11 protein-coding genes and 2 pseudogenes are annotated in these 12,832 nt (G+C 73.8%); 10 read left to right on the top strand and 3 right to left on the bottom strand.

The annotated features are described in order from the left end of the window. The first annotated feature begins 89 nt into the window (after positions 1 to 89). From ACNTMW_RS02630 to ACNTMW_RS02620, 3 genes are all read left to right on the top strand, one after another. Positions 90 to 245 carry a hypothetical protein gene (locus tag ACNTMW_RS02630; RefSeq protein ID WP_426631676.1) on the top strand — a complete coding sequence of 52 codons (156 nt, stop codon included), beginning with the start codon at positions 90 to 92 and terminating at the stop codon, positions 243 to 245. Between the two features lie 26 nt (positions 246 to 271). After that, positions 272 to 1,237: an anti-sigma factor RsbA family regulatory protein gene (locus ACNTMW_RS02625; protein ID WP_426631675.1), complete on the top strand. Its 966-nt coding sequence runs from the start codon at positions 272 to 274 to the stop codon at positions 1,235 to 1,237. A gap of 161 nt (positions 1,238 to 1,398) precedes the next feature. Further along, positions 1,399 to 3,120 (top strand): glycoside hydrolase family 15 protein, encoded by a 1,722-nt coding sequence (locus tag ACNTMW_RS02620; protein ID WP_426631731.1) that lies wholly within the window; start codon positions 1,399 to 1,401, stop codon positions 3,118 to 3,120. A gap of 44 nt (positions 3,121 to 3,164) precedes the next feature. On the opposite strand, the pseudogene ACNTMW_RS02615 reads toward ACNTMW_RS02620, so the two are convergent. Next, positions 3,165 to 4,182, bottom strand: a pseudogene (locus ACNTMW_RS02615) (SDR family oxidoreductase). A gap of 166 nt (positions 4,183 to 4,348) precedes the next feature. Between ACNTMW_RS02615 and ACNTMW_RS02610 the strand changes: the two are divergent. The 4 genes and pseudogenes from ACNTMW_RS02610 (at position 4,349) to ACNTMW_RS02595 (ending at position 8,265) form a co-directional block, all read left to right on the top strand. Then, complete coding sequence (locus ACNTMW_RS02610) at positions 4,349 to 5,470, top strand: enolase C-terminal domain-like protein (RefSeq protein WP_426631674.1); 1,122 nt, start codon at positions 4,349 to 4,351, stop codon at positions 5,468 to 5,470. A 188-nt stretch (positions 5,471 to 5,658) separates the two neighbouring features. Beyond that, positions 5,659 to 6,696, top strand: a complete 1,038-nt coding sequence (locus tag ACNTMW_RS02605; protein ID WP_426631673.1) for a hypothetical protein — start codon at positions 5,659 to 5,661, stop codon at positions 6,694 to 6,696. 12 nt (positions 6,697 to 6,708) lie between these two features. After that, positions 6,709 to 7,008 (top strand): annotated as a pseudogene (locus tag ACNTMW_RS02600) (TlpA family protein disulfide reductase); the annotation flags it as partial. Between the two features lie 468 nt (positions 7,009 to 7,476). After that, the gene (locus ACNTMW_RS02595) at positions 7,477 to 8,265 is read left to right on the top strand and encodes a phosphatase PAP2 family protein (RefSeq protein WP_426631672.1); all 789 of its coding nucleotides are present in this window, start codon (positions 7,477 to 7,479) and stop codon (positions 8,263 to 8,265) included. A gap of 48 nt (positions 8,266 to 8,313) precedes the next feature. On the opposite strand, the gene ACNTMW_RS02590 is transcribed toward ACNTMW_RS02595, so the two are convergent. Both ACNTMW_RS02590 and ACNTMW_RS02585 read right to left on the bottom strand, forming a co-directional pair. Further along, entirely contained in the window at positions 8,314 to 9,210 is an 897-nt protein-coding gene (locus tag ACNTMW_RS02590) for a DMT family transporter (protein ID WP_426631671.1), read from the bottom strand. A gap of 17 nt (positions 9,211 to 9,227) precedes the next feature. Next, positions 9,228 to 9,482, bottom strand: coding sequence for a hypothetical protein (locus ACNTMW_RS02585; protein WP_426631670.1), 255 nt, complete (start codon positions 9,480 to 9,482; stop codon positions 9,228 to 9,230). 123 nt (positions 9,483 to 9,605) lie between these two features. Here ACNTMW_RS02585 and ACNTMW_RS02580 point away from each other — a divergent pair, with 123 nt between their 5' ends. The 3 genes from ACNTMW_RS02580 to ACNTMW_RS02570 all read left to right on the top strand — a co-directional run bounded on the left by ACNTMW_RS02580 (position 9,606) and on the right by ACNTMW_RS02570 (position 12,826). After that, complete coding sequence (locus ACNTMW_RS02580; protein ID WP_426631669.1) at positions 9,606 to 10,589, top strand: YihY/virulence factor BrkB family protein; 984 nt, start codon at positions 9,606 to 9,608, stop codon at positions 10,587 to 10,589. Positions 10,590 to 10,733: 144 nt separating this feature from the next. Continuing rightward, positions 10,734 to 11,891: an MGDG synthase family glycosyltransferase gene (locus tag ACNTMW_RS02575; RefSeq protein ID WP_426631668.1), complete on the top strand. Its 1,158-nt coding sequence runs from the start codon at positions 10,734 to 10,736 to the stop codon at positions 11,889 to 11,891. Further along, positions 11,888 to 12,826 carry a DMT family transporter gene (locus ACNTMW_RS02570; RefSeq protein ID WP_426631667.1) on the top strand — a complete coding sequence of 313 codons (939 nt, stop codon included), beginning with the start codon at positions 11,888 to 11,890 and terminating at the stop codon, positions 12,824 to 12,826. The genes ACNTMW_RS02575 and ACNTMW_RS02570 overlap by 4 nt, the downstream gene beginning before the upstream one ends. Positions 12,827 to 12,832: the final 6 nt, after the last annotated feature.

The raw sequence follows: 12,832 nt of genomic DNA, 5'->3' as shown, positions 1-12,832 counted from the left end.
CGGCCTTTCGGGAGGCTGCGGGCTGTTTCTGACGCCGGTGGCGCCGGCGGAACGGTGGGCCTGGACGAGGTCGAGGGAGGCGACGGGACGTGGTCTCCCCGATGGCGGTGGAGCGGCTGCGGCGGGGTGGTGGCGCCTGCTGGCGGTACGACGACGAGGTACAGCGGCTGGTCGTCACGGCGGACGGGTACTCGACGTCACCGGGCTGCGGTTCGCCGACATGGCGACCGCGGATCTGCTGGTGACCGCTCGTCGTCCGGGAGCGGGCGGCATGACGTCTGCGGACCTGACGCCGGCGGAGACGGCCGGCGCCCGTACCGGCGGGCACTTCGATCACATGGCCCTGTTCTACCGGGACACCGACGAGTTCGTGGCGGGCGTCGTCACGTTCGTCCGGGAGGGGCTGGACGCCGGCGAGCCGGTGTTGGTCGCCCTGCCGGGCGCGCACGTCGACCTGATCCGTGACCGGATCGGCCGGCATGCCACCGGAGTCCGGTTTCTCGATACCGCGTTGGCCACCCGCAATCCCGGGCGGATCATCCCGGAAGTGCTGTGGCCGTTCGCCACCGCACACCCCGGCCGGCGGGTGCGCGTCGTCGGTGAGTCGATCTGGCCCGGCCGCGGCGGGTTCGAGTACCAGGCCTGCGTGGCGCACGAGTCGGCGATCAACGCGGTGTTCGCCGACCACGACGCGGCCATGCTGTGCCTGCACGACGCCGCGGGCCTGCCCGAGGCCGCGCTGGCCGACGCCGTGCGTACCCATCCGCTGCTGACGTACGGCTCCGGGGTCGCCCTCAGCCCCGACTACACCGCTCCGGAGATCATGGTCCTGCACGAGCGGCCACCGCCCGCACCACCGGCCACGGCGGTGACCATGGTGTACTCGGACGAGTCGATGCTGCGCCAGGTGCGGCGGTTCGTCGCCACGCGGGCGGCCGCCGCGGGGCTGAGCGCCGACCGGGTCGACGATCTGTGCGTGGCGGTGAACGAACTGGTCTCCAACACCTGCAAGTACGCCGATGGGCCGGGCCGCGTCTCGATCTGGGTCGAGGCCGACGTCCTGGTCTGCCAGGTCGACGACCCCGGCCGCCTGTCCGACCCGACGGTCGGCCGTATCCCGCCCGCCGTCGACCGCACCGGCGGCCGGGGTCTGCTGATGGCACACCGGCTCTGTGACCTGGTGTGCGTCTACAGCGGCGGCGAGGGCACGCGCATCCGCGTCCACGTCAACCGGTAGGCGGCTGGTCGAGCGGGGCCGCGGTGTCTTCCCCGCCGGCCCGAGACGGAAACCTGTCCGCGGCCCGGTTGAACCCGTACCGGCGGGTAGCCCGACCCTGACCGCGGGTCCATCCGCCCGGGCCGGGGGGAGAGCCGCCCGGGTAGGGGAGGCGTTTGTCGATGCACGTCCTGCGGGAGTACGCGGTCCTCGCCGACGGCCACCGGGGCGCCCTGATCGGTCCGGGCGGGGAGATCGACTGGATGTGCGCGCCGCGCTGGGACGACGAGGCCGTGTTCGCGGGCCTGCTGGGTGGTCCCGGCCGGTACCTGGTGACCCCGGCGAACCCTCGGTTCGTGTGGGGCGGCTACTACGAGCAGGGCACCCTGATCTGGACCAGCCGGTGGGTGACCACCACCGGGATCGTCGAGTGCCGGGAGGCGCTGGCCTTCCCCGGCCACCCCCGCCGGGTGGTGCTGCTGCGGCGCATCCACGCCGTGCAGGGCCGGACGACGGTACGGGTGGTGCTCGACCCGCGGGCCGGGTTCGGCCGCCACCCCCTACGGGACCTGCACCGTGACGACACGGTGTGGACCGGGCGCACCGGCGGTCTCCACGTACGGTGGACCGGTGGCGGGGGAGCGCGGCCGGATGAGGACGGCGCCCTGTCCGGGGTGATCGAGGTTCCCGAGGGCGGCTACCACGACCTGGTCATGGAGCTCGGCCCCGAGCGGTTCGACGGGTCGCCACCGGATCCGAACGAGGCGTGGCTGACCACCGGGCACACGTGGCGGTCGGACCGCCCGTCGTTCGCCGGCTGCGTCGCGGCGCGCGACGCCGCGCACGCCCACGCCGTGCTGCGCGGCCTGACCTGCCCCGGCGGCGGCATGGTGGCCGCGGTGACCATGTCGCTGCCGGAGCGGGCCCGCGCCGGGCGCAGCTACGACTACCGGTACGCCTGGATCCGCGACCAGTGCTTCGCCGGTCAGGCGGCCGCCGTCGTGGGCGCGGACGGTCTCACGGACGCGGCCGTCACGTTCATCGCCGACCGACTGCTGGCCGACGGGCCGGCGATGGCACCCGCCTGCACCACGGTCGGAGACCCGGTGCCCGAGCAGCGGCCGCTGGACTTCCTGCCCGGGTACCCGGGCGGTCAGGTCATGGTCGGCAACTGGGTGGGTGGCCAGTTCCAGCTCGACGTGTTCGGCGAGGCGCTGCTGCTGTTCGCCGCGGCGGGCGGGCGCGACCGGCTGGACGCGCGGTCCTGGCACGCCGCCGAGATCGCCGCCGACACCATCGGGCAGCGCTGGCGCGAACCCGACGCCGGCATCTGGGAACTGCAACCGCACCACTGGACCGAGTCGAAGCTGACGTGCGTCGCGGGGCTGAAGGCGGCCGCCCGGGTGGCGCCCACCGCCCAGGCGGCCGACTGGCTGACGTGCGCCGAGAAGATCCTCGCGCACACCGCGGCCCACGGACTGCACCCGTCCGGGCGTTGGCAGCGCGCCTTCGACGACGACCGGCTCGACGCGGCGCTGCTGTTACCCGCGGTGCGCGGTGCGCTGCCGCCGGACGACCCCCGGGTCGTGGCGACCCACCGGGCGGTCATCCGCGACCTGGGAGAGGACGGGTACCTGTACCGCTTCCGGCCGGACGAGCGTCCGCTCGGCGAGGCGGAGTGCGCCTTCCTGCTGTGCGGTCTGGTCGCGGCGCTCTCGGCGCACCGGGCGGGTGCGCGCGTCGCCGGGCGCGCCTGGTTCGAGCGCAACCGTTCGGCGTGTGGGCCGCCGGGCCTGTACGCCGAGGAGTACGACGTGCGGCAGCGCCAGCTACGGGGCAACCTGCCGCAGGCATTCGTCCACGCGCTGCTGTTGCAGGCCGCGGTGGCCCTCGCCGCCGACTGAGTGGAGGGCCGACGCGCGGCAGCACCGGGGTACGCCCGGGCCGGTCACCGCCGCTGCGACCAGAGCACCCCGGCGGTCGCCGCGAGCCCCGCCCCGGCCGCGGCGAGCAGCCGGTGGTGCTGGGACGCCCACAGTTGCGGGCTGCGGCCGTGTGCCAGGCCGTCGAACGACCCGTGGGCGCCGAAGTCGCGGCCGGTTCCGTCGTCGACCGGGTGCCTGCCACAGGTTGGCCGGGTGGTCGGTAGCCGGCACGTCGCTCTGCTGGGACTGGTAGCCCTTGCGCGCCAGGTAGCGGTCGAACAGGCCGGCGGCGACCTTGTTGGCGATCATGGTGAGCATGGTCGACCCGCCCACCCAGTACTCGCGGCGCTGCGGGTGGTCGGCGGCGTACACGACGGCCTTGGCGGCGACCTCCGGCTGGTAGACCGGCGGCAGCGGCTGCGGCATCCGGGGAAGCCGGGAGAGCACCCAGTCGAACTGCGGGGTGTTCAGGGCGGGCAGTTGCGCCATGGTGATGTGGACGTTGCTGCCGTCGTGCAGCAGTTCGCAGCGCAGGGCCTCGGTGAAACCCTGGATGGCGTGCTTGGCGCAGCTGTACACGGTCTGGAGCGGGATCCCCCGGTAGGCGACCGCGGATCCGACCTGGACGACGGCGCCTCGGTCGCGGGGTAGCATCCGCCGCAGCGCCACCCGGGTGCCGTTGACGTAGCCGATGTAGATCACCTCGGTGCCGCGGCGGTACTCCTCCGGACGTACCTCCATGAACGGCGCGAACACGGTGGCGAAGGCGGCGTTGACCCAGACGTCGATCGGTCCGAGCTCACGCTCGACCCGGTCGGCGACCGATTCGAGGGCATCGTGGTCGGCCACGTCGACCTCGCAGGTCTTCGGCTGGCCGCCGGCGTCGCGGACGTCCCGTGCCGCCGCCTGGAGTCCGGTCGAACCGCGGGCGAGGATCGCGACCGCGTCGCCGCGCTGACCGAAGGCGCGCACGCACGCCCGGCCCACGCCGGCGCTGCCCCCGGTGACCACGACCACGCGCCGCCCTTCTCCGGTTGCCATGGGTTCCCCCTCTCCTGTGGTGTCGCTGCCGCCTGCCCGGTGGCGGGCGGAGGAAACGACCGGTCGGGGGAGCACGCGGCGGGGCGTTTCGGTCGGTTACGGCCGGGTAGCCGGGTCGGAGAACGGCAGCGGCGACGAGGCCTTCCGTTTCGCGAGGCGATGGCCGATGGGTGACCAACCAGCCGTCGAGCGTATCGGGGTGCACGCGTTCACGGTCCCGACCGACGGTCCCGACGGTATCGAGCAGGACGCCACGGCGACCTGGGCTTCGACGACGATGGTCCTGGTGGAGGCGCACGCGGACGGTGCGACGGGACTCGGCTACACCTACGGCGACGTCTCGGTCGCGGCGTTCGTGGAGTCTGAACTGGCGCCCGTGGTCGCCGGCGCGGACGCGATGGCGCCGGCCGCTGCCACGGACGCGATGGGCGCGGCGATCCGCAACTCCGGACGCCCGGGCGCCGGTGCGATGGCCGTGTCGGCGGTCGACGTCGCGCTGTGGGACCTGCGTGCGCGGCTGGAGGGACTGGCGCTGTTCCGGGCGCTGCCGTCGGTCCACGACCATGTGCCCGCCTACGGCAGCGGCGGGTTCACCAACTACCCGCTCGACCGGCTGGCCGCGCAGCTCGCCGGCTGGGTGGCGCAGGGCATCGGCCGGGTGAAGCTGAAGACCTCCCGGCACCCCGACGCCGACCCGCGGCGGTTGACGGCGGTACGCGAGGCCATCGGCGACGAGCCGGAGCTGTTCACCGACGCCAACGGCGGGCTGACCGACAAGCGGGCGCTGGCGTGGGCGCACCGGTTCCACGACGAGTGGGGGGTGTCGTGGCTGGAGGAGCCGGTCAGCTCGGCCGACTTCACCGGGCTGCGGACGGTACGCGAACACGGCCCGCCGGGACTGGACGTCGCCGCCGGCGAGTACGGGTACGTGCTGCGCGACTTCACCAATCTGCTCGTACCCCGGGCGGTGGACTGCCTGCAGGCCGACGTCACGCGCTGCCACGGGATCACCGGCGTGTTGCAGGTCGGTGGGTTGGCGGCCGGGCACAGCGTCGACCTGTCGGCGCACTGCGCGCCGACGGTTTCGGCGCACGCGTTCTGCGCGGTGCCGCGACAGCGCCACCTCGAGTACTTCCACGACCACGTCCGCATCGAGCACCTGGTCTTCGACGGCACGCTGACCCCGCGGGACGGTGCGCTGTGGCCGGATCCCGAGCGGCCCGGGCTCGGCCTGGAAGTCCGGTGGGCCGATGCCGAGCGGTACCGCGTGTACGGCCGGCGCCCCTGACGGCAGACCGGGCACCGGTCGTGTGATACCGGTTTCGTGCGGTGGCCGGGTGGGCGGTCCGCCGGATGGCGTCCGCCCGTCCGGGCCCAGCGCCCCGGTGACCGTTTGAGCCGGGTACGGCCGGGCAGCGGAAAGATATGGACCACGCAGGACATCACCTGCGAATGCCGGCCGGTCCGGCGTGCGGGGTGTCCCACCGCGTCTTGGCGCGGCTGCCGGTCGGGATGGGGCCGGAGGCGGTCGCGGTCGACGCCGCCGCCCGGCGCGCGTTCGTCGCGTGTTCCCGCAGCAACGAGGTCACCGCGGTGGACCTGGACCGGGCCGTGGTGGTGTGGCGAGCCGGGACCGGTCGGGAACCGATCCCCGTCGTCCACGATCCGCCGACCCGGCGGCTGTTCACCGCGGACGCCCGGTCGGACACCGTCACGGTGCTCGACGCGGACACCGGGGCGCGGCTGGCGCAGGTGCGGGTCGGCGAGTACCCGGCGGGGCTCGGGTACCACCCCGGGCTGCGCCGGGTGTACTCCGGGGACACCGCGGCCGCCACGGTCAGCGCGGTCGACGTCGACCGCATGCGGCCGGTCGGCACGGTACCCGCGGAGCTCGGCGCGGGGAGCGTCGCCGTTGACGTCAGACGGGGCCGTGCCTACTGTGCCAACTTCATGTCGTCGTCGGTCACCGTCTTCGATCCGGACACGCTGCGACCGCTGGGCCGGCTGGCGGTGGGGGACGGCCCGTGCAAAGTGGTGGTCGACCCGGTGACCGACCACCTGTACGTGGCGAACTCGCTGCACGGCACCGTCATGCGGCTGTCGCTCGAGACCGGCGCGGTCGTCGACGAGATCCGGGTGGAGCGGGCGCCGGTGGGCATGTGCGCCTCGCCGGACGGCCGCCTGCTGTACGTCTGCAACCGGGGCGCGGGCACGGTCAGCGTCATCGACGCCGGCAGCGGACGGGAATCGCACCGGATCCGGGTCGACATCGCGCCCGGGGACTGCGCCGTCGATCCGGTCAGCGGCCGGCTGCTGGTGTCGAACGCCGGCAGCGGCACCCTGGTGTTCGTGGACCGGCCGTGGCTGCCCGGCCCGGCATCGGCGGCGGCGCATCCGGCGGTCGGCCGGCCGCTGCCCGAGTTCGGGCTGCCGGACGCGCACACCGGACGGATCCGCACGTCCCGGGAGTGGGCCGAGAAGAAGTACGTCATCAACTTCTTCGCGAGCTGGTGAGGCCCGTGCAACGCGGAGGCGCCGGTCATCGAGGAACTGCGCCGCCGTACCAGCCGGTCCGGGCTGGACATCATCATGATCAACCTGTGGGAGAGCGTCGACGCGCCCGCCGAGGCGCGTCACTTCGCCGCCGTCTGGGGCGTCGACGGCACGGTTCTCGTCGACGAGACCGGCGGGTACGCCGCGGCGCTCGGGCTCCGGGGCGTGCCGTGGAACGTGCTCGTCGACGCCCGGGGCGTGGTGCGCGCCGTCGGCGTGACCGAACCCGACGAGCTGAACAGCGCGGTGGACGCCCTGCTGGCCGAGCCCTGACGGCACGACGCGGTCGCCAACAGACCGAGCTGGGTCTGGCTGATGTGGAACGCGGCCTCCAGCTCCCGGGCGAGCGCGCCGACCATGCCGGTGTCGGCCGTGCCCATGGCGAGCACGGCGGTCAACAGCAGGATCACCCGGGTACGCGCCTGCCCGCCGAAGAGCGCGTCCAGCCGTCGTACCAGGGCGGGCCGGCCGCTCATCGGTGGCTGCCCGGTCCCGGACGCGGCGCGATGGTCGACGCGTCACCGGCGGGATGGGCGCCGTCCGCGGGATGGCGGCCTCCTGACATCTCGGGTCCGCATTACCCCTGCCGGACCGGTTCGTAACGGGCGGCGCCCGGCGGTGGTGGCCGCCGTCCGACGCCCTCGCCACGGTACGGAGTCGACCCACGCGGTCCGGCACCCCGGCGATGACGAGGCCGGCCTCGGGATGATTAGGCCGGCCGGAGACGGAAAACCGGGCTCCATGCGCACCCACGGCCAGCAGAGCCGGACCATCGCCACCGGGATGGCCGGTGACCTGCGGTGGGGTGGACGCCGTGCGGCGATGCGGCCGACGAGCTGGTGGCCGGACGTCGTCGCGGCGGCCGCCTTCGCCGCCCTTACCGTCGCCCTGATCCGGGTACCCGCGCTGCTGCGGCTGGACGTCGCGGTGCGCGACCGGGTGGACGCGCATCGACCGCCGCCGCTCCGGTGGACGGTCGTGCTCATGGAGTACCTCGGGCAGGGCGGCCCGGTCATGGTCGTCACCCTGGTCGTCGGGTTCGTGCTGGCCTGGCGCGAGCGCAGCGTCCGGCCGATCGGGCCCGCCGGGCTCGCCCCGATCCTCACCACCGCGTCGATCGTGCCGCTGAAGGACTACACCGAGCGGGGCAGCCCCCACTACGGTCCGGTGGCGCTGTTCAGCGGCCCCGGGCACGTCGAGTACCCGTCCGGGCACGTCAACAACGGCGTCGTCTACTACGGCACGCTCGCGCTGCTACTGGCGCCGTACCTGGCCGGGCCGGTCCGCGCCGCGCTGCGGTGGGTGCCGCCGGTGCTCGTCGCGGTCGGCACGACGTACGTCGCCCACCACTGGCTCACCGATGCGGTCGCCGGGTTCCTGCTCGGGTTCGTGCTGATCCGGCTGAGCCTGCGGGTCCCCTGGGGGCGGATTCCGCTGCCCGCGGCGCTCGACCGCCGTCCGCGGAGCCCGTCCCGGCCGGCCGCGGCGCTCCACCAGCCGGGGCGGTTCGGTCCCGGCGGGCCCGGTTAGCCGCGGCGACCGTGGACCGGTGGAACGGTCGCTGGCCGGGCCGGCGGCTCAGCCGGCCTGCTCCGGCTGGGTACGGGCGTGCGGGGCGGGTGACTGACGGCGGCTGTCGGCCCGGCTGGTGGCGGCAAGCCAGATCCCGCCCGCCATGGCGAGCACGGCGAACACCTCGACACCGACCTGCGGCCAGCCGGTGGAGATCTGTTCGTCGAAGGCGGTCACGCCGATCAGCACGCTGGCGAACGGGTCGACGATGGTGATCGCGGCGAGCGGAACGGCGATCCGGCCGCCCTGGAAGGCGTTCTGGTTGAGCACGATGCCGCAGCCGCCGACGACGGCGAGCACGTAGAGTTGCGGGGTGGTGAACACCGACAGCGGGTCGGTGGCGAGCTTCGACGACAGGGTCTTGAGCAGCGAGGCGCCCACGGCGAAGAGCAGGCCGGTGGCGACGCCGAGCAGGGCGCCGCGCAGCGGGCCGGCCACCCGCCAGGCGACGAGGAGGCAGCCGGCCCAGGCGGGGCCGAGCCACAGCGCGACGCCGATCCAGGAGACCAGCGACGGTTGGGGTATCCCACCGCGGGGCTGTGCGGCGAGAAGGAAGGTGACCAGGCCGGCGCCGCCGAGCGCCACCACGCCGAAGTCGCGGACGTGTACCCGCAGCCGGTTGAGGATGGCGGCCAGCGGGATGGCCAGGAACAGGCCGCTGACCAGGATCGGCTCGACGAGCGCGAGCGGCGCGAGGTTGAGCGCGAGCGCCTGCAGGCCGGTGCCGACGGCCTCCGGGAGCCACCCCAGCAGCCATCTCGGCTGGCGTACCAGCCGCGCGATCAGGCGCAGGTCGAGCGGCCGGGACGGCTGCTCCCGTTTGACCGCGCTCTGCTCCAGCGCCGAGGCGACGGCGAAGCAGACGGCCGAGCCGGCCGCGGCGAGCACCGCGACGACGCTCACGGCCACACCCGCACGGGTCAGGCCCCCGAACCGTTGCGGTCGGCCGGTCGGGTGTGGACGTACCACTCACGCCGGTCGCCCGGCCCGGCGTCGTGGCGCCGGGTCAGCACGCCGGCGGTCCGGGTCAGCGCGGCCACGCCGAGGTGCCTGCGGTTGACGACCTCCTGGGAGAGGTGGTTCAGGCCGAGCCGCCGCTCCAGCCCGAGCGGATCCAGCCACCGGAACAACTCCGGGTACGGCAGCACGCTGGGGTGGACCAGTAGGACCCGCATCCGCCAGTCTCCTCCCGTGCCGGCCGCGGCGCCGGCTACCCGGACCACGCCGCTTCATACCGTGCGCCGCTGCTCGGGCACCCGTGGTGTGACGCGGCTGCGGACGGCGGGTAGGGCGACGTCGTGGCCGTCGTCGAACGGTTGGACCGTTTCCAACGCGAGCACAACTGGCTCGGGTTTCCGCTGGCAGTGATCTACAAGTTCTTCGACGACCGGGGTCCGTACCTGGCCGGGCTGGTGGCCTACTACGGGTTCGTCGCGCTGTTCCCGCTGCTGCTGCTGTTTTTGAGCGCGCTGGGCTTCTTCCTGGAGGCCAATCCGCACCTGCGTCAGCAGTTGGTGCAGTCGGCGTTGAAGAACTTCCCGGTGATCGGGTCGCAGTTGGCGCGCAACATCGCCGGCTTCCGGGGCAGCGCGACCCGCATCGCCTTCGGCGTGCTCGGCACCCTGTACGGCGGCCTCGGCGCCATGCAGGCCGCGCAGGCGGGGTTCAACCACATCTACGGGGTCCCACGCAACGAACAGCCCAACCCGGTACTGTCCCGGCTGCGCAGCCTCGGGCTGCTGCTCCTGCTCGGCGGAGGGGTGTTCCTGTCGGTGGCGGTCACGACGCTGGTCGCCACCGCCAGCGCGATCGCCGGCGAATTCGGGATCGGCCGGCGGCTGCTCGGCTACCTGCTGTCCTTCCTGATCAACGCCTGCCTGTTCACCGCGGCGATGCGCCTGCTGACCGCGTGGAAGCTGCACGTCCGCCACGTCATCACCGGTGGGTTGATCGCCGCCGCCTTCTGGACGGTGCTGCAGACCGAGGGCGCCCGCTACGTTGCCCACCGGGTCAGCCACGCCAGCGCGCTCTACGGCACGTTCGGCGTCGTGCTCGCGGCGATCGCCTGGATCTACCTGCAGGCGTTCGTGCTGATGCTCTCGGCGGAGATCAACGTGGTGGCCAACCACCGGCTGTGGCCCCGGGCGCTGCTCACCCCGTTCACCGACGACGTGGAGCTGACGGACGCCGACCGGCGGCTGTACACCATGTACGCCACCGCACAGCGGTTCAAGGGCTTCGAGAAGATCCGGGTGGACCTCTCCCGGCCGACGCAGGGGTAGCGCGCCGCCGGGGGCGCCGTCCGGGTGGACCGGACGGGTCGGTGTGTCCACCCGGAGCGCGGCGACTGCCGGGCGCCATGGTGGTTTCCGCGCCGGCCGGTGGGTAGCGATGCCCCTGACATCCGTGAGCCGAGGGGATCCGCCGTGACCGACCGGTCCGTGCTCGACCTGGCAGCCCACCGGTCCGGCGGGGCGCCGACCGTACGGCGGGTACTCGTGGTCTCGGCCGGCATCGGCGGCGGGCACGACGCGACCGCGCGGGCGCTGGTCGAGCAGGTCGAGCAGGCGTGGCCGGAGGCCCGGCTGCGCTGGGTCGACACCCTGGAACTGCTGGGGCCGCGACTCGGGCCGGCATGTCGATGGACGTACCTGGTCAACGTGGAGCGCACCCCGTGGCTGTACGACCTCTTCTACGCCTCGCTGTGGCGGCACCGGTGGTTCGCGGAGGCGTCGAAGCGTTTCGTCGGCGCGCTGGTCGGCCCCCGGCTCGGGACGGTGGTCGCGCAGTTCCCGCCGGACCTGGTGCTGTCGACCTACCAGTTCGGCACCGCCGGCCTGGTGTGGCTGCGCCGCCGCGGGCTCTCGGCGCCGATCGGTACCTGGGTGTCGGACTTCGCCCCGCACCCGTTCTGGATCTACCCGGAGATCGACCGGAACTTCGTCGTGGACCCGTCCGCGGTCGCGGTGGCGCTCGCCGCGGCGCCGGGCGCCGCCGTCTCGGTGTGCCGGCCTCCGGTGTCGGCACGGTTCCAGCCGGGCGACCGCGACGAGGCCCGCAGCTGCCTGGGGCTGGCGGCCGACCGGCTGGTGGTCCTGGTCGCCTGCGGGTCGTACGGCTTCGGCGTGGTCGAGGAGGCGGTCCGGGCGCTGCTGTCGCTCGGGGACGCCGTGCAGGTCGTCGCGGTGTGCGGGCGCAACCGGGAGTTGCGGCGACGACTGGCGGCGATGGGCGAGCCGAGGCGGCGGCTGCTGCCGCTCGGCTGGGTCGACACCATGCCGTCGCTGCTGCGCGCGGCCGATCTCGTCGTCACCAACGCGGGTGGAGCCACCGCCCTGGAGGCGGTGGCGACGCGGCGGACGGTGGTGATGTACCGGCCGATCGCCGGCCACGGCACGGCGAACGCCGCGCTGATGACGATGGCGGGCCTGGCCCACACCTGCCATGACGCGGCCCAGCTCGCCGCGTTCGTCCGGTCCGTGCTACCGGACCGGGGCGAGCGGTGCGGTGATGGTGACCCGCATCCGGGAGGCGTACCGGGTACCGACGGCGCGGAGGCCGGAGGGGCCAGCGAGATCCGGTGAACGGCGCCGCCCTCGCCCTCGCCGTCGGCGTTCCGGCGGCGCTCCTGTCGGCCGCGAGCTTCGCGACGTCCGGGTTCCTCCAGCACCGTGCCACGCACGAGGTACCCCTCCGGGTGGCGGGCAGCCCACGGCTGCTGATCGACCTGCTCGGCCATCGTCTGTGGCGCCGGTCGGTCGGGCTGGCGATCCTGGGCTTCGCGTTGCAGGTGCTGGCGCTGCGGTACGCGCCGTTGATCCTGGTCCAGCCGCTGCTCGTGACCGGGGTGCTGTGGTTCGTGGTGATCTCCACGCTGGTCCACCGCCACCCGCCGCAGCGGATGCTCGTCTGCGGCGTCCTCCTGTGCCTGGGCAGCCTGTCCGTGTTCCTGCTGCTGGCACGCCCGTCCCGGTCGTCCGGACCGCGGCCGGGCAGCCCCTGGTCGGCCCTACCGCTGGCACTCGGTCTCGGCATCGCCTTCGTGGCCTGCCTGGTGCTGGCGGCCACCGTCGGGCGCCGGTGGCGCGCGCTGCCGCTGTCGCTGGCCACCGGAGTCTGCTACGGCGTCACGGCGAGCCTCGTCCGCAGCCTGTCGGACCACTTCGGCGAGGGGCTGTCCGCCCTGGTCCGGCAGTGGCAGCTGTATGCGCTGATCGTGCTCGGCCCGGTGGGCGTGCTGCTCAACCAGAACTCCTACCAGGCCGGCCGTCTCGGCGCGCCGGCGCTGACGGTCATCACCGTCACCGACCCGCTGGTGTCGCTGGCCGCCGGGCTGGTCTGGCTGGGCGAGTCGATCCGTACGGGTACCTGGTACGTCGTCGGTGAGGTGTGTGCGCTGCTCGCGCTGACCGGCGGGGTGCTGCTGCTGGCCCGGTACGCCGCGCCGGGGGTGTCCACCTCGCCTGCGGCGCCGACACCGCCCGGCGGCAGAGGTGTCCACGGCCGGGCCGGCGGGTAAGCCAGT

Origin of the sequence: Planosporangium spinosum (assembly GCF_049999945.1) — a bacterium.
GTDB lineage: Bacteria > Actinomycetota > Actinomycetes > Mycobacteriales > Micromonosporaceae > Planosporangium > Planosporangium spinosum.
This window is presented reverse-complemented; position numbering and strand designations above follow the sequence as displayed.